The organism is Streptomyces sp. 2323.1 (assembly GCF_900221035.1).
In the GTDB taxonomy this organism is placed as follows: Bacteria; Actinomycetota; Actinomycetes; order Streptomycetales; family Streptomycetaceae; genus Streptomyces; species Streptomyces sioyaensis.
Map to the genome: position 1 here is coordinate 4686652 of NZ_LT907981.1, position 16173 is coordinate 4702824.

Genomic DNA, 16173 nt, shown 5'->3' on the forward strand with positions numbered 1-16173 from the left:
TACGTACATCCGTGCATCCGCACAACGCACCCTGCCCGGACGGGTCCCGGCCCGGCCGCCGGACGGGCCCGCACACTCTGGAGGCCGACCGTGCACTTCGCGCAGTACTACCTCGACTGTCTGTCCCAGGCGTCGTACCTGATCGGCGACGAGACCACCGGACGGGCCGTGCTCGTCGACCCGCGCCGCGATACCGACGAATACGTACGTGATGCGGAAGCCGCCGGTCTGCGCATCGAACTCGTCGTCGAGACGCACATTCACGCCGACTTCCTCTCCGGGCACCTCGAACTCGCCCGTGCCACCGGCGCCACCGTCTGCTTTGGTGAGGCCGCCGAAACCGGCTTCCCCATACGGCGGTTAAGGGACGGCGAGCGCATCCTGCTCGGTGGAGACGACGGCGACGGGGTCACCCTCACCGTCCTCGCCACCCCTGGCCACACCCTTGAATCCATCTGCCTGGTCATCCGCGAACACCCCGACGACGAGGTGCCGTTCGGTGTGCTGACCGGCGACACCCTCTTCGTCGGCGATGTCGGCCGCCCCGATCTGCTGTCCGCCGCCGGGCACTCACCGGAGGGCATGGCCGCCCGGCTGCACCACTCCCTGCACACCAAACTGCTGGCCCTCCCGGACGCGACCCGGGTCTTTCCCGCACACGGCGCCGGATCCGCCTGCGGCCGCAGTCTCTCCACCGAGACCAGCTCCACCATCGGCGACCAGCGGCGTCTCAACTACGCCCTGCAGCCCATGCCGGAGGCCGACTTCGTGCGGCTGGTCACCGCGGGACAGCCCGCAACCCCCGGCTACTTCGCCCACGACGCGGCCCTCAACCGCGACGGCCACCCCCTCCTGGAGCCCGGCCCGCCGGCAGCCCTCACCCTGGACGAGGCCCTCGCGGCCCGCGACCGGCAGGGCGCCGCCCTCCTCGACTGCCGCCCGCTGACCGCCTACACCCGCGCACACCTGGCCGGTTCGTTCCATACGAGCCTGGACACGCGGTTCGCGGAGTACACCGGCAGCGTGCTCGCCCCGGGCACCCCGATCGTCCTGCTCGCCGACCCCGGCGCGGAGCAGGAGGCCCGCCTCCGCCTCGCCCGCATCGGTTACGACCATGTTCTTGGCCATCTGCCTGACCCTGCGGCCGTACTGGAGCGTTGTCCTGCGCTCATCCGCCGGAGCCGTCGCATCCGCTATGAGGAACTGGTGGGGGAGCAGGGCTGGGTGAGCGGCGGGGGGTCGGGTGGCGGAGCGCCGGGTGGGGGAGGGCCGGTGGAGGAGAAGCCGGCTGGCGAGGAGGTGGGTGCCGAGGAGGCGGGCGGCTCGGAGGTGTCCGGTGAGGTGTTGGGCGGCGTTGAGGTGGTCGATCGCGAGCCGGGCGGTCGTGAGGCGTGCGGTGGTGAGCCGGGTGGTGGCGAGCCGGGTGGTGGCGAGCCGGGCCGTGGCGAGCCGGTGGGCCGTGGGGCAGCCGGCCGTGGCGTGGGTGGCGCGTGGTCGACTGCTGTCCAGCTGATCGATGTCCGCAATCCGGCCGAGTACGGGGCGGGGGCCCTCCCCGGAGCCCGCAACATCCCGCTGGCCGGCCTCCGGCACCGCATCGGCGAACTGGACCCGGACCGTCCGGTGGTCCTGTACTGCCGCAGCGGCAACCGGTCGGTGATCGCGGCGGCCCTGCTGGAGGCGCACGGGTTCGGCGACGTGTGCGATGTGTTGGGGGGCTACGAGGCGGTGGCGACGGACGCGGCGTGAGCGGCGCCGGAGGGGCCGGCGGACGATACGGCCTCGGCCGTCTCGGCCGCCTCCGCCGTCTTGGCCCCTCCAACTGTCGCGGCCGCTTCGGCTGTCCCGACCCATCAGCTATCTCGTCCCCTTCAGCTGTCTCCGCCGCCTCGGCCGACCTGCGAACTCTCCGTCCCGGTCGCTGCGGCCTGGCCTGTGGGCGTTTCCGTCCCAGTCGCCCGGACCCGCCCCGTGGGCGCTCCCGTCCCAGCCGCCCGGCCTGCCCCGCGGGGGCCACGACCCCATCCGCCCCGGCCTGCCCTGTACGGCCCCCAACTCAGCCGCTCCGGTGGCCGCCCCTGCCCCGGCCGGCCCGGCGGCGTAGGCGCTTGCGCACCCGGGGGACCAACAGCGTGAGGACGAGGACCGCGGCGCCGGCCAGGCAGGCGGCGGCGGGGAGCGCCAGCGCCGGGCGGGCGCCGCTGCCCGTTCCGGCCCCGGTGACGCTGCCCGTTCCGCCGGCCCCGGCGCCCGCCCCGGCGCCGGTGACGGCGAGCCAGATCCCCGCCGTCGCGGTCAGCGCCGCCTTCGTCACCCCGGACGCCTCGCCCGCCCGCTCGCGGCGTACGACCGCCTGGGTGCCGGTGAGAGCCAGCCCGCCGGCCACGCCCAGCGCCCCCGCGGCACCCGTCGACGCGATCAACAGCGCGGCGGCGCCGGTACCGTACGCGGCCCACCCCAGCGCGGCCGCGGCGAGGGCCAGACAGCCGGCCATCACCGGCACGGCGGCCGCGGGGCGCACCCGGCCGGCCGCCGGGCCGCCGACCGCCAGCACGACGGCGGGCGCAAGAAACGCCACCCCCGCATCCCGCACCGACCACCCCTGCTCCCGCTGGAGCACCCACGGCACCACGTACAACAGCGCCACGGTCGTGGAGTTGGCGACCGCCCCGCCCGCGGTCAGCGCCACGTACGGGCGGTTGCGGAACAGCGCAAGGTCCACCAGCGGCGCGGGGGAACGCCGTTCGGCCCGTACGAAGAGTGTGCCGAGCGCCGCCACACCCATCGCCCAGCCCCAGGCCGCGGGATGCTCCAGCCAGCGGACGAGGCAGACGAGAGCGCCCGTGGCGGCGGCCGCGCCGGCCGTGTCGAAGCGCCGCCGGGCCTGCGGATCACGGGACTCCGTCGCCCGGCGGGCGCACAGAGCGGCGGCCAGGGCGAGGGGTACGGTCAGCCAGAAGACCGCCCGCCAGGAGACGGACCGGGCGAGCACCCCGCCGAGGAACGGGCCGCAGACGGTGGCCAGTCCGGCCAGCCCCAGTGCCCGGCCGGTCGCCCGTCGCCCGTGCCCCGGCGGACAGGCATGGGTCAGCAGAGCCAGCCCGGCCGGCATGAGCAGTGCACCGCCCGCACCCTGGAGCACCCGCGCCGCCACCAGCAGCGGCAGCGACGGCGCGAGCGCGCACAGCGCGGCGGCGACACCGAAGAGCGCCGTGCCGAGCGTCAGCATCCGGCGCCGCCCGTGGAGGTCGCCGAGGCGTCCGGCCACCGGCATCAGGGAACCGGCGGCGAGGAGATAGCCGCTGACGATCCAGGGGGTGGCGGCCGCGGAACCGTGCAGCTCGTCGCGGACGACGGGGAGCGCCGGATTCAGTGCGAAGGCGTCCAGTTGAACGCAGCAGGCGCCGGTGGCGAGGGCGGCCTGTGCCCAACGGGCCGGCGGGCCCAGGCGCGGGCGCTGTGCGGATGGGGGCATGACGGGCATCGAGCCGCCTCTCAGGTGCCCTCCCAGGACATGCGGGAGGGAAACGGGAAAAAGAAAAGGGGTGAGAGGGGATGGAGTGCACCGGAGAGGGGCATGAGTGCCGGGGCGGGCAGCGCGCACGGCCGGAGGAATCCCGGGCGGTGCTCCGGGGCCGGAATGGTGTGCCGGGGCCGGGGCGAGGTGCCGGCGAAGTCCGCGGCGAGGAGCCGGGAGGGTCCGGCACGAGGCGCTGCCGCGCCGGTGCGGGAAGGGCGGGCGCGGGCCCGTACAACGGACGTTCAGCGATCGTTGATCGGCGATCTCCAAGCTGGTCCGCATGTTGCACCGTGTGACTTCAGAGCATGCAGATGACGCCAGAGAACTGCAAGAGCCGCAGGCGTCGCGGATCGCCCTCACCTGGAACGGAGAGCCCGGACGCCAGGAGGAGCTGACGCACGGCATGCTCCTCGACCAGGCCGTGCGAGCCGCGGCCGCGCTCAGCCGGCTCGGGGTACGGGCCGGTGACCGGGTCGCGGTGCACCTGCCGCTGGTGCCCGAATCGGTGATCGCCACGCTCGCCTGCGGGCGGTTAGACGCGATACGCACCACGCTGCCGGTCTCGCTGACGGTGCCCGAACTGGTCGCGCGGACCCAGGAGTCCTCCGCCCGGGTGCTGATCACGGCCGATGCGGCGTTCTGGGACGGGGCGGTACGTCCGGTGAAGGCGCTGCTGGACCATGCGCTGGCACGGGGTGCGGCCTCGGGCGGTGTACCGGACCGGAAGGTGCTGGTGGTGAACCGGTGCTCGCGCCCGGTCTCCTGGAAGCCGGGCCGCGATCAGTGGTGGCACGAGGCCCTGGGCATGCCGACTGTTCCCTGCTGACGAACGGCCGCCCCAGGGGGCATGGCGCGGGTAACCGGGGCCGGGGGTAGTTTCTGGGGCCCGCAGCCGAGCGGGGCGCGGGCCGGGCGATCGCAGCCGAGGCGGGTGCGAGCCCGGCATTCACGGCTGAGGCAGGTGCGAGCCAGGCGGCCACGGCCGGGGGCGGCCGCAATCCTGGCGGACGGGCCCGGCGCCGATCATGCCGCGGCCGGCGCGGGCCCGCCGACCACGGCCGAGCCAGCCGGAGCTCCGGCCGCCGTGACCGAGGCAGGCGCGGCCAGGAGACCAGAAGAGGCCCCGCGTGGCTCGGGCGGCGCAGTCCTGGCAGGCACGGCCTCGTTCGTCGCCCTCACCTGCGGAGGAGGCGCGCGGACCTCGTCCGCGGACGGGGAGCGGCCCTCACCCACTAAGGCCACAAAACAGGACCACTGCCCTATATCCACCTAGCGTGGGCTCCGTGCCACAGCCATCAGACGCCCCAGCAGCCTCGGGAGTGGACCCGGGGGACATAGCGGCGCCGCCCCGGCCCAGGTCCCTGGCGGTCCGCGCGACGTTGATGGGCTCGGTCGCCGCGCTCCTGCTGAGCGCCGCCATCGTCCTGGGCAGCCGTATGCTGCGGGACTTCGACTCCGCACTGCTCCCCTACGCCGTGGCCACGGTCTTCCTCGCCTTCGGCATCGCCTACCGCTGCACCGTCCGATGCAGCGATCCGGCCGCCAGCCGTCTCCACTGGCCGCCCCGCCCCGCCCTCTTCTCCATGGACACACGCTCCAGGGAAGACGCCACCAGAGCGGAAATATCCAGCGCAGACGCCCCACCCGCGGATGTCTCAATCGCAGGCGCCCCAAGCACAGGCGCCCAAAGCACAGGCGTGGCAAGCGCAGAGATCCCAAAGTCAGAAATCCCAAGCGCGGACGTCTCCAGGGAAGGCAGCCCCAGGCAACGCAGCCCCAGGCAAGGCCTCGCCAGCGTCGGCAGCCGCGACGAAAGACCCTCCGAGGAGGATCTCCGCAACCTCCCCGAAGAAGACCTCCGCCAGGCCTCCGCCGCGCTGCCCCGCGAGACCGCTGCCGGTCTCGGTTTCCGGAAATTCGTCGGCGCACACTCCGCCGCTCGCTGGGTCGCCCACCAACTCCTCGTCTGGGGTTGCCTCCTTGCTGTGCTCATCAGCATCCCGCTCGTCTGGGGATGGCTCACCTTCACCGCGGCAACCGGGCCCGGGCCCGGACCCGGTTATGACATGCGGATCTGGGGCTTCAGAGTCATCGGCTTCGACTCCTCCGACGTCATCGGCTGGATCGTTTTCCATGGGCTCGACCTCGCTGCCCTGTTCGTCATCGCGGGCGCCGGATACTTCCTGTGGCGACGCCTACGGGACCGTGCGGCCGCACCCGGAGCACGCGTCGCCTATGACCTTGTCCCGCTGCTCGCCCTCCTCGTCATCTCCGTCACCGGACTTCTGCTGACGTTCTCGGCGCTCTTTCTGCACGGTGGCGGCTATCGGCTCCTGGCGCTGCTGCACATGGCGTCGGTGGTGTTCACCCTCGTCTACCTCCCGTTCGGGAAGTTCTTCCACCCCGTACAGCGGTCCGGCGCGGTCGGCGGAAAGCCGTTCGCCCGCACCGCCCGGCTGGACGAATAACCCCTTCCTTGGGCCGTCGCGGGGAACTCCCCGGCTCCGCCCCGTACTTCGAGAATTCCCCGATCGGAAAGGCCGCTGCCCAATGGCTCGCCATGAGAACGCACACTCCCGCCATTCGCTCCCCGGCTCCGACCGGAATCGGCCCCACAAACGCAGCCATGCCTCGCAGAGCCCGCCGACCCGGCCCCACGACGGCCATCGCCCGCACCCCATACCCACGCACGACAAGGGCCGCTGAGCCGGGCGGAATCCGGGTACGGCCGGGTCGGACGGCCGCCCGGAGCGCTACTCGGGCGGTGGCCCGAAGCACTGCCCGCCCAGATCACTGCCTGGACGGCTACCGGGGCAGGGTCCCGCTCCCTTCTCCCGGCCAGCGGTACCTCGCCTCCGGCCCACCGGTACCCCGGCTCCCAGGCCACAGGTATCCCGCCTCCCAGGCCACAGGTATCCCGCCGAAGGGCACGGCCACCGGCGATGGCAGGATGCCGGAATGGCGACATATTCCGGGGCACCTTCGGACCACGGCCCCCCACCCCCCACACCGTGGCCGGACGGGGAATCGCTGCACGGTGAACTTCTTGCGGCGAAGGCATCGGTGTACGACCCGTGCGGATTCGTCTGTTCGCGGCCGGTGCCCGAAGCCGAGAGCGCCGAGTATGCGGCGCATGAATTCACGCTCGACGGCTCCGCCGTCAGGTTTCGGGTGGGCAAAACCACGCCGACGAAGGTCGGTCAGTTCGTCACGGTGTGGAAGCGGCGTCCCGGCGGGCCGATTGAGCCCTTCGATTCCGCGGACCCGGTCGATCTCTTCGTCATCAGCACCCGCGACGGCGAGCGGTTCGGGCACTTCGTCTTTCCGTGGGAGGTGCTCTGCGAGCGGGGCATCGTTTCCCGGAACGGCGTCGGCGGAAAGCGCGCCTTCCGCATCTATCCGCCATGGGTGGAGACCACCAGCCGTCAGGCCCGAAGTACGCAGGCGTGGCAGGTGAAGTTCTTTCTGCCGATCCCCGAGGACGGCTCCGTCGACGCGGCCCGTGCACGGGCGCTCCATCACCCGTGAGCGACGGACCCGTCGGGGAGGCTGCAGGCGGTCCCTGCCGGGCCGCCTTCCCGGATCGCGGCTTCTGCCGGCCCGCCTTCCCGTATCGGGTGCGCTGAGCACGACATCGCCCGCGGTCGCCCGCCGCCAAGGGGGCCGTGGGCAGCCCGCGCCGGTCGGTAGCCGCCTCCGGGCCGGCCGTACCCTGGAGGGGTGAGCACCACCCCCGAACACGAGTCGGCCGCCGAGCCCCAGGACGCCTCCGGCGCCGAACAGGCCGCCGAGCCCGCGGCCGCCGCACGTCCGGCCGGCAAGCCCGCGGCCCGCAAGCCCGCGGCGCGGCTGATCTTCGACGATCCGCTGAACCAGCAGTCCTCGGACGACACCGACCGCGGCTGGGGCGAGCGCCCCAGTGGCGGGGACAGCGCCGCCGACCTCGCCCGCTTCCTCGACGAAAAGCCGCCCCACCACCTCTGAGCGAGGCGACGAGGCGGCTTCGGCCGGGCCGTGCGGCGCCTGCTACTCGCGCGTCTTCTGAATGCCGATGGTGCGCGAGGGCACGGGCATCGCGCCGTTGCGCTGCGCGATCAGCGCATCGCGGATCTCCGTCAGCAGTTCGATCTCGGTCGGGCCCAGCGGGGCCTCGTCCGCAGGCTTCCTGGCCGCCTGGCGCTCCTTCCACTTGTTTATCGGAAGGATCATGAGGAAGTAGACGACCGCGGCGGTGATCAGGAACGTCAGGGCGGCGCTGAGCACGGAGCCCCAGAGGATGTAGATGCCGTCGGTGAAGGCGCCCGTCTTGGGATCCGTGGCGCAGGTCGCGGTCAGGCAGGACTGGTAATGATCGAGGTTCTGTGAGCCGAGCGCACCCACGAGGGGGTTGATGATCCCCTTCACCACCGCGTTGACGATGTTCGTGAATGCCGCACCGACGACGACCGCCACCGCGAGTTCGATGACGTTGCCGCGCATCAGGAATTCCTTGAATCCCTGCAGGACGCCCTTGCTCTCGCTCACCTGACAGCCTCATTCCTTGCTCACTACACACGGTGCACCGACGTTCAGCACCGCAACTTACGTCAGAGCAGGGCGGAGGTGTCCAGTCCTGCCGCGCCGACCGGCGACCGGCGCCAGCGTCGGTGTGGGCCGGGCGGAGGGGGCCGCTCCTGCGGTCCGGGTGGGCAGAGAGCGCGGTACCGGTGCGCCGGGCGGGCCGCCACGGGCGCACGGCAGCCGCTCTGCCACTCGCAGCAGTGTCACGTGGCGCGGCTGCCGAAGCCACTCGATCTTGGAGCATGGTCACCGCCTGCCCACGGCCGCCGGGGAGGGACAGTCGACGGCGGGAGCGCCTCGTACGGCGCCGTACGACGCGCCGCCGGCCAGTACCGCGGTGGCCGTCGCCAGTCCGGCGGCCAGCAGGCGCCGCCGCCCGGTCCGGCCCAGCCGGGGTCTGCCGCCGCCGGCCCGCACCGGTGGGAAGTGCGGCACCTCACACGGCGGGGGAGCGGGAAGCGGAGGGGAGAGGAGGTCGGAGTCGGTCGGAGGAGCGGGAGCGGACGGGGTAGGGGACATCGACATCTGGGCACCGCCTGGGGTGAGGGGTTCGGAGAACCGGCGATCACCACCGTGCCGGAGTCCGCGCCGGCCCGCTCCAGGCTGTGTACGACCCTGCCCTTGTGGACAACTCGGCCACCCCGAAGGGTGAGGCCGCGCCGCGTTACGGCAGTTCGATGCCCAGGTCCCAGCCCGCGTGGGCGTCGGTGCACAGGCAGTTGCGGGCGGCGTTGTCGGGGAGCGCGGCGACCGCGTCGAAGAGGACGTCGCGCAGCCGGTCGACGTTCTGCGCGAAGACCCGGAAGACCTCTTCGTGGGAGACGCCATGGCCGGTCTCGGTGCCCGCGTCCAGGTCGGTGACCAGCGTCAACGACGTGTAGCACAGGCTCAGTTCACGGGCCAGGACGGCCTCGGGGTGCCCGGTCATGCCCACCACCGACCAGCCCTGCGCCGCGTGCCAGAGTGATTCGGCGCGGGTCGAGAAGCGGGGGCCCTCGATGACGACGAGGGTGCCGCCGTCCACCGGCTCCCAGTCCCGGCCGCGGGCCGCCGAGAGGGCGGCCTCCCGCCCGGTGGGGCAGTACGGGTCGGCGAAGGTCAGATGGACGACGTTGGGGGTACTGCCGTCGGGCAGGGTCTCCCCGTCGAAGTAGGTCTGGGTCCGGGCCTTGGTGCGGTCCACGAGCTGGTCGGGGACGAGCAGCGTGCCGGGGCCGTACTCGGGGCGCAGGCCGCCGACCGCGCACGGGCCGAGGACCTGGCGCACGCCGAGCGAGCGCAGCGCCCACATGTTGGCGCGGTAGTTGATGCGGTGCGGCGGGAGATGGTGGCCGCGGCCGTGCCGGGGCAGGAACGCGACCTGGCGGCCGGCGATCTTCCCGAGGAAGAGCGAGTCGCTGGGGCGCCCATAAGGGGTGTCCACCGTGACCTCGGTCACGTCGTCGAGGAAGGAGTAGAACCCCGAGCCGCCGATTACACCAATCTCCGCGTCAGCCATGCCGGTCACACTATCGGGGCGCGGTGTCGTGGGGCATAAGGGTGACGCGGACGAAAGCAACCCGTAAGACAGCGGGCCCCGCCGTCGGTGACGGCGGGGCCCGGAACGCTGTGGGTCAGGCTGCGGAGCTGGTGCCCGAGCTGCTGCCGGAGGACGAGGCGGCGGGAGCTGCGGCCTTGGTCTCGGAGCTGCCGGACGAGGAGCTCGACGAGTCCGAGGAGGACGCGGTGCCGGACGAGGCGGAGGTCTTCGCGGGGCTGCTGCTGGACGACGAGCCGCGGCTGTCGTTGCGGTAGAAGCCGGAGCCCTTGAAGACGATGCCGACCGCGGAGAACACCTTCTTGAGGCGTCCGTTGCAGCTGGGGCACTCCGTGAGCGCGTCGTCGCTGAACTTCTGCACCGCCTCGAGGCCCTCGCCGCACTCGGTGCACTGGTACTGGTAGGTCGGCACTTGTCTTCCTCCTGGCACTCTCACTCGATGAGTGCTAACGACGCTCCATCTTGCAGTATTCCTGGCCATCAGTCCACCGTGACCGGCACAACGGTGACCGACTCCACGTCCGTTCAGGCGCGTGCCAGCTCCCGCTCGCGGTCCTCGGCACCGGCGCCGGCCCGGTCCGGGACGTGCTGAGTGACGGCGTCGGCACCCGCGGCCGAGCCGCGCGGCAGCAGGTGGGCGCGGAGCGCCAGCAGCACGGTGCAGGCCAGCGCCGTACCGGCCAGCGGCACCAGGAATCCGCTGCTCGGCCCGAAGCCGTCCGCGAGCTGACCGGCCGAGGTGGTCGCGGCCGCCTGGCCCAGCGCGACCGCACCGGTCAGCCAGGTGAAGGCCTCGGTCCGGGCGGCGGCCGGCACCAGCGTCTCCACGAGGGTGTAGCCGGTGATCAAGGCCGGGGCGATGCACAGGCCCACGACCAGGCCGACGGCGCCCAGCAGCGGCACCGCGGTCACCGCCCACAACGGGGTGGTGGCCAGCGCCAGCAGCCCGTAGGCGACCAGCAGCCGGCGCCGCGGGCCGACCTTCCAGGTGATCGCGCCGCAGGCGATGCCGGCGAGCATGTTGCCGCCCGCGAAGATCCCGTAGAGCACGCCGTTGATGCCGGGCTGTCCGATGTGCTGGGTGAACGCGGTCAGCGAGACCTGCATCCCGCCGAAGACGGCGCCGATGCCGAGGAACGCCACGATCAGGACGCGTACGCCGGGCACCGACAGCGCCGAGATGCGCGGCCGGTCGCCGGCCCCGGCCCGGTGCACCGCCGGCTGGCTGCGCTTCTGTGCGGCGAACAGCAGCCCGCCCGCCAGCGTCAGCGAGGCCTCGGCGATCAGTCCGGCCGCCGGGTGGATGCCGGTGCACAGCGCGGTGGCCAGCACCGGGCCGACCACGAAGGTGAACTCGTCGGTCACCGACTCGAAGGCGGCGGCCGTCGGCATCAGCGGGCTGCCGCCGAGCCGGGCCGCCCAGCGGGCCCGCACCATCGGGCCGACCTGCGGCGTCGAGGCGCCCGTGGGGACGGCCACCGCGAGCAGCGCCCACAGCGGGGCGTGCGCCAGGGCGAGGGCGATCAGGGCCGCGACGCCGGCGGCGTGCGCCAGTACGCCCGGGAGCAGCACCGCGCGCTGGCCGAAGCGGTCGGCGAGCCGGCCGCTCTGCGGGGCGAACAGCGCCATCGAGACGCCGGTGGTGGCGGAGACCGCGCCCGCGGCGCCGTACGAGCCGGTGGTGGACTGGACGAGCAGCACGATGCCGATCGTCAGCATGGCGAAGGGCTGCCGGGCCAGAAAGCCGGGCAGCAGGAATGTCCATGCACCAGGGGTGCGGAGCAGTGATCCGTAACCGGAACGGGAGTCCTTGACCGCGGATGCCACGGCCGGGCCTTTCTGCCGCCTGGTAGCGCGCCACCCGCGAGGTCGTCACGGATACGCGCCGAGAGCTGTCCTCTCGCGCAGGACCGAGTGATACCGCGTGGTCCGCACCGGAGAGGTGGCTGCGTGTGGCAGAGGACCGCGGCCGCCGAGCGGTCGCGCCAGCTCTGCGTCAGGCAGAGTTGGTTCGTCTATGTGCCTCTTCATACTACAGGCCGCAGCGCGGGAAGCCCTGGGATCAGGCAGGGCTTCCCGGGAATTTCCTTAGGATCCGTGGAGATGTGCAGCACATTTCCGGGTCCGTGGCCGCTCAGCGTGAGCCGTGCCGCCGCCCCGGGGAGCCGTGGATGCCCAGCCAGCCGGCCAGCTTGCCGCCCTGGGAGACCGCCTGCAGCCGCCGCTCGGCCGCGTCGCGCACCGGGTCGGTGGCGACCACCAGCAGCTCGTCGCCGCGGCGCAGCACCGTCGTGGGCGCGGGGACGAAGCTGGTGCCGTCCCGTACGACGAGGGTGACCGCGGCGCCCGCGGGCATCCGCAGCTCGCCGACCTCGACGCCGTGCATACGGGACGTCGGACCGATGGTGGTCGACAGCAGATGGCCGCGCAGCCGCTCCAGCGGCGCCGATTCGATGCCCAGGTCGGCGGCCTCCTCGCCGTCGCCCAGCCGCAGCCGCCGGGCGAGCCAGGGCAGCGTCGGCCCCTGGACGAAGGTGTAGATGACGACCAGCACGAAGACGATGTTGAAGACCCGCTCGCTGCCGGGCACATGGGTCACCATCGGGATGGTCGCCAGCACAATCGGGACCGCACCGCGCAGCCCGGCCCAGGACAGCAGGGTCTTCTCCTGCCACGGCATCCGCCACGGCAGCAGCGAGACAAATACGGACAGCGGCCGGGCCACGATCGTCAGGATCATGCCGATCAGCAGCGCGGGCACGATGTCGTCGAGCAGGTTGTGCGGGGTCACCAGCAGACCCAGCAGGACGAACATGCCGATCTGGCCGATCCAGCCGAGGCCTTCGGCGAAGCCGCGGGTGGCCGGGGCGTGCGGCAGCTTGGCGTTGCCGAGGATCACCGCGGCCAGATAGACGGCGAGGAAACCGGAGCCGTGTGCCAGCGCACCGGCCGCGTAGGCGGAGACCGCGATGGCCATGACGGCGATCGGGTACAGACCGGACGCGGGCAGCGCGACGTGCCGCATGGCGTAGGCGCCGAGCCAGCCTATGGCCAGTCCGATGGCGGCGCCGATCAGCAGCTCCAGGGCGATCGTGCCGAGCAGGACGTACCAGGGGCCGACCCTTCCCACGGCGGAGAAGGCGACGACGAGGATGACGACGGGGGCGTCGTTGAAGCCGGATTCGGCCTCCAGGATGCCGGTCAGCCGGGCCGGCAGCGGCACGTTGCGCAGCACGGAGAAGACGGCCGCGGCGTCGGTGGAGGAGACCACGGCGCCGATCAGCAGCGCCTGGCGCCAGTCGAGTCCGGCCAGGTAGTGCGCGCCGGCCGCGGTGACCCCCACGCTCACCGCGACGCCGACCGTCGACAGCGCCGCCGCCCGTGGCAGGGCCGGTTTGATCTCTTTCCACTTGGTGCCCAGGCCGCCCTCGGCGAGGATCACGACCAGCGCGGCATAGCCGAGGAGTTGGGTCAGTCCGGCGTTGTCGAAGACGACGCCGCCGGGGCCGTCCTGCCCTATGGCGATGCCTATCCCCAGGTAGATGAGCAGGCTGGGGAGCCCGCTGCGCGAGGAGACCCGTACCGCGGCCACCGCGATGAGCAGTACGAGCGAGCAGATCAGCAGGAGTTCGTTGAGGTGGTCGACAGTCAGGAGCTGATCCTTTCGCACAGGTGCCGAAGCGCTTTTCCTTAACGTATCTAGTTACTGAGACTAACAATTTACCATTACTTGAAGGTTGGATGTGCTGGCGGTGACTCCGCGTAGGGGTCGCCCAACCCGTGCGCCTATGGTTGCTCCAGCACTCCCACCCTGCCCCTCGAAGGACAGAGATGCCCGCCAACAAGTCCGGCCCAGTCCCCAGGAAGAAGAAGGGGCGGCGCGGCCGCCTCGTCGCGATCACGGTCGTGCTGCTGCTCGTGGCGGGCATCGGCTTCGGCGCGTTCTGGGGTGTCAGTACCGTCCGGGCCTCGTTCCCGCAGACCACCGGCTCGCTCAAAGTCCCGGGCCTGACCAACCCGGTGGACGTCACCCGTGATGCCAACGGGATCCCGCAGATCTACGCGGACACCGACGAAGACCTCTTCCGCGCCCAGGGATACGTCCAGGCGCAGGACCGCTTCTGGGAGATGGACGTCCGGCGGCACATGACCGCCGGCCGACTCTCGGAGATGTTCGGCAAGAGTCAGGTCAAGACCGACTCCTTCCTGCGCACCATGGGCTGGCACCGGGTGGCGCAGAAGGAGTACGACACCAAGCTGTCGCCCGCCACCAAGAAGTACCTCCAGTCCTACTCCGCGGGCGTCAACGCCTACCTCAAGGACCACGAGGGCTCCGCGCTGTCCCTGGAGTACGCGGCGCTGGACTTCCAGAACGACTACAAGCCCGAGAAGTGGACGCCGGTCGACTCGGTGGCCTGGCTCAAGGCGATGGCCTGGGACCTGCGCGGCAACATGCAGGAAGAGATCGACCGGTCCCTGATGACCAGCCGCTTCACCCCGGCGCAGATCAACCAGCTGTACCCGGCGTACCCGTACAAGCGGAACAAGCCGATCGTCGAGGGCGGTTCGGTCGACTCCGCCACCAAGCAGTTCAAGCCCGGCGCCGCGGCCAACGCGGCTCCCGCGGGCGCCGCAGGGGCCGCGGCCGGCTACCAGTCGCAGCTGTCCTCGCTGTCCAAGACGCTCGACAAGGTGCCCGCGCTGCTCGGCCCCAACGGCAACGGCATCGGCTCCAACTCCTGGGTCGTCTCCGGCGCCCACACCACCACCGGCAAGCCGCTGCTCGCCAACGACCCGCACCTGGCACCGCAGATGCCCTCGCTCTGGTACCAGATGGGCCTGCACTGCCGCACCACGAGTCCCAAGTGCAACTACGACGTCTCCGGCTTCACCTTCTCCGGTATGCCGGGCGTCGTCATCGGCCACAACCAGGACGTCTCCTGGGGCATGACCAACCTCGGCGCGGACGTCACCGATCTGTACCTGGAGAAGGTCGACGCCAACGGCTACCTCTACGACAACCGGCAGCGGCCCTTCGCGACCCGCAAGGAGACCATCAAGGTCGCCGGCGGTGAGAGCCGCGAGATCACCGTGCGTTCCACACGCAACGGGCCGATCGTCTCCGACCGCGACAGCGAACTTGCCGGTGTCGGCAAGGACGCCCCGGTCGGCAACGCCGCACCGGACCGCGGCGACGGCTACGCCGTCTCGCTGCGCTGGACCGCGCTGAACCCCGGCAAGTCCATGGACGCCGTCTTCGAAATGAACCGCGCCAAGAACTGGACCGACTTCCGCAAGGCCGCCGGGCACTTCGAGGTCCCGTCCCAGAACCTGATCTACGCCGACACCAAGGGCAACATCGGCTACCAGGCCCCGGGCCAGATCCCGGTCCGCGGCAAGGGCGACGGCGGCTTCGACGGCACCTACCCGGCACCCGGCTGGGACCCGAAGTACCAGTGGAACGGCTACATCCCGCAGAAGTCCCTGCCGTACGAGTACAACCCCAAGCGCGGCTACATCGTCACCGCCAACCAGGCCGTCACCGACGAGAAGTACCCCTACCTCCTCACCAAGGACTGGAGTTACGGCTCCCGGAGCCAGCGGATCAACGACCTGATCCAGTCGAAGATCAAGGACGGCGGCAAGGTCTCCACGGACGACATGCAGGCCTTCCAGAAGGACAACAGCAGCGAGATCGCCCGGCTGCTGACGCCCTACCTGACGAAGATCGACATCAAGGACAAGTACGTCCGCGACGCCCAGCAGCTGCTGGAGGGCTGGGACTTCACCCAGGAGCCCGACTCCGCCGCGGCCGCGTACTTCAACGCCGTCTGGCGCAACACCCTCAAGCTCGCCTTCGGCAACAAGATGCCCAAGGAGCTGCGCCCCGACGGGCAGTGCCTGACCGTCCGCCCGGCCGACGAGACCGGTCCCGCCGACGAGAACGACAAGTACGTCCGCGAATGCGGCGAGCGGGTCGGCGACACCGCCCAGCCCGACGGCGGCGACCGCTGGTACGAGGTCGTCCGGGGCATCCTCGACGACCCCAACAACGCCTGGTGGAAGACCGAGGACCGGCCCGGCCGCCCCGGTGACAAGAACCGCGACCAGCTCCTCGCGCACGCCATGGCGGACGCGCGCTACGAGCTGACCTCCAAGCTGGGCAAGAACATCGACAACTGGAGCTGGGGCCGGCTCCACCAGATGTTCCTGAAGAACCAGACCCTGGGCACCGACGGCCCCGGCCCCCTGCAGGGCCTGTTCAACCGCGGTCCCTGGAACGTCGGCGGCGGCGAGGCCGCGGTCGACGCCACCGGCTGGAACGCCGCCGGCGGCTACAACGTCACCTGGGTCCCGTCGATGCGGATGGTGGTCAACCTCGCCGACCTCGACAAGTCCCGCTGGATCAACCTCACCGGCGCCTCCGGGCACGCCTACGACGCCCACTACTACGACCAGACCGACAAGTGGGCCAAGGGCGAACTGCTGCCCTGGGCGTACAGCGAGGACGCCGTCAAGAAGGCGGGCAAGGACACCCTGACGCTGTCGCCGTAGG

The 16173-nt window shown here is 71.6% G+C and carries 13 protein-coding genes; 6 read left to right on the forward strand and 7 right to left on the reverse strand.

The genetic code is table 11. From position 1 onward, the window contains the following. Nucleotides 1–90 precede the first annotated feature (90 nt). Nucleotides 91–1749: an MBL fold metallo-hydrolase gene (locus tag CPH93_RS37290; RefSeq protein ID WP_096213629.1), complete on the forward strand. Its 1659-nt coding sequence runs from the start codon at nt 91–93 to the stop codon at nt 1747–1749. A 307-nt stretch (nt 1750–2056) separates the two neighbouring features. Here CPH93_RS37290 and CPH93_RS20205 read toward each other — a convergent pair whose 3' ends face one another. Continuing rightward, on the reverse strand, nt 2057–3475 hold the full coding sequence (locus tag CPH93_RS20205) for an MFS transporter (protein WP_173909847.1): 1419 nt from the start codon (nt 3473–3475) through the stop codon (nt 2057–2059). A 337-nt stretch (nt 3476–3812) separates the two neighbouring features. Here CPH93_RS20205 and CPH93_RS20210 point away from each other — a divergent pair, with 337 nt between their 5' ends. From CPH93_RS20210 to CPH93_RS20225, 4 genes are all read left to right on the forward strand, one after another. Continuing rightward, nucleotides 3813–4346, forward strand: coding sequence for an AMP-binding protein (locus CPH93_RS20210; protein WP_231976897.1), 534 nt, complete (start codon nt 3813–3815; stop codon nt 4344–4346). Nucleotides 4347–4902: 556 nt separating this feature from the next. After that, nucleotides 4903–5988, forward strand: coding sequence for a hypothetical protein (locus tag CPH93_RS36865; protein ID WP_443031471.1), 1086 nt, complete (start codon nt 4903–4905; stop codon nt 5986–5988). Nucleotides 5989–6583: 595 nt separating this feature from the next. Further along, nucleotides 6584–7048 (forward strand): MepB family protein, encoded by a 465-nt coding sequence (locus tag CPH93_RS20220; RefSeq protein ID WP_096213630.1) that lies wholly within the window; start codon nt 6584–6586, stop codon nt 7046–7048. 192 nt (nt 7049–7240) lie between these two features. Beyond that, entirely contained in the window at nt 7241–7504 is a 264-nt protein-coding gene (locus CPH93_RS20225; protein ID WP_096213631.1) for a hypothetical protein, read from the forward strand. 42 nt (nt 7505–7546) lie between these two features. On the opposite strand, the gene mscL is transcribed toward CPH93_RS20225, so the two are convergent. The 6 genes from mscL to CPH93_RS20250 form a co-directional block, all read right to left on the reverse strand. Next, entirely contained in the window at nt 7547–8044 is a 498-nt protein-coding gene (mscL, locus tag CPH93_RS20230) for a large conductance mechanosensitive channel protein MscL (RefSeq protein ID WP_093483681.1), read from the reverse strand. A 282-nt stretch (nt 8045–8326) separates the two neighbouring features. Continuing rightward, nucleotides 8327–8605 (reverse strand): hypothetical protein, encoded by a 279-nt coding sequence (locus CPH93_RS35845; RefSeq protein ID WP_159395031.1) that lies wholly within the window; start codon nt 8603–8605, stop codon nt 8327–8329. A 139-nt stretch (nt 8606–8744) separates the two neighbouring features. Then, nucleotides 8745–9578: an S-methyl-5'-thioadenosine phosphorylase gene (locus CPH93_RS20235; RefSeq protein ID WP_093483680.1), complete on the reverse strand. Its 834-nt coding sequence runs from the start codon at nt 9576–9578 to the stop codon at nt 8745–8747. A 115-nt stretch (nt 9579–9693) separates the two neighbouring features. Further along, nucleotides 9694–10029: an FmdB family zinc ribbon protein gene (locus CPH93_RS20240; RefSeq protein ID WP_093483679.1), complete on the reverse strand. Its 336-nt coding sequence runs from the start codon at nt 10027–10029 to the stop codon at nt 9694–9696. A gap of 113 nt (nt 10030–10142) precedes the next feature. Next, nucleotides 10143–11444, reverse strand: coding sequence for an MFS transporter (locus CPH93_RS20245; protein WP_096213632.1), 1302 nt, complete (start codon nt 11442–11444; stop codon nt 10143–10145). Between the two features lie 307 nt (nt 11445–11751). Next, complete coding sequence (locus CPH93_RS20250; RefSeq protein WP_093483677.1) at nt 11752–13287, reverse strand: potassium/proton antiporter; 1536 nt, start codon at nt 13285–13287, stop codon at nt 11752–11754. A gap of 161 nt (nt 13288–13448) precedes the next feature. On the opposite strand from CPH93_RS20250, the gene CPH93_RS20255 reads away from it, so the two are divergent. Further along, the gene (locus CPH93_RS20255) at nt 13449–16172 is read left to right on the forward strand and encodes a penicillin acylase family protein (protein WP_096213633.1); all 2724 of its coding nucleotides are present in this window, start codon (nt 13449–13451) and stop codon (nt 16170–16172) included. Nucleotide 16173: the final 1 nt, after the last annotated feature.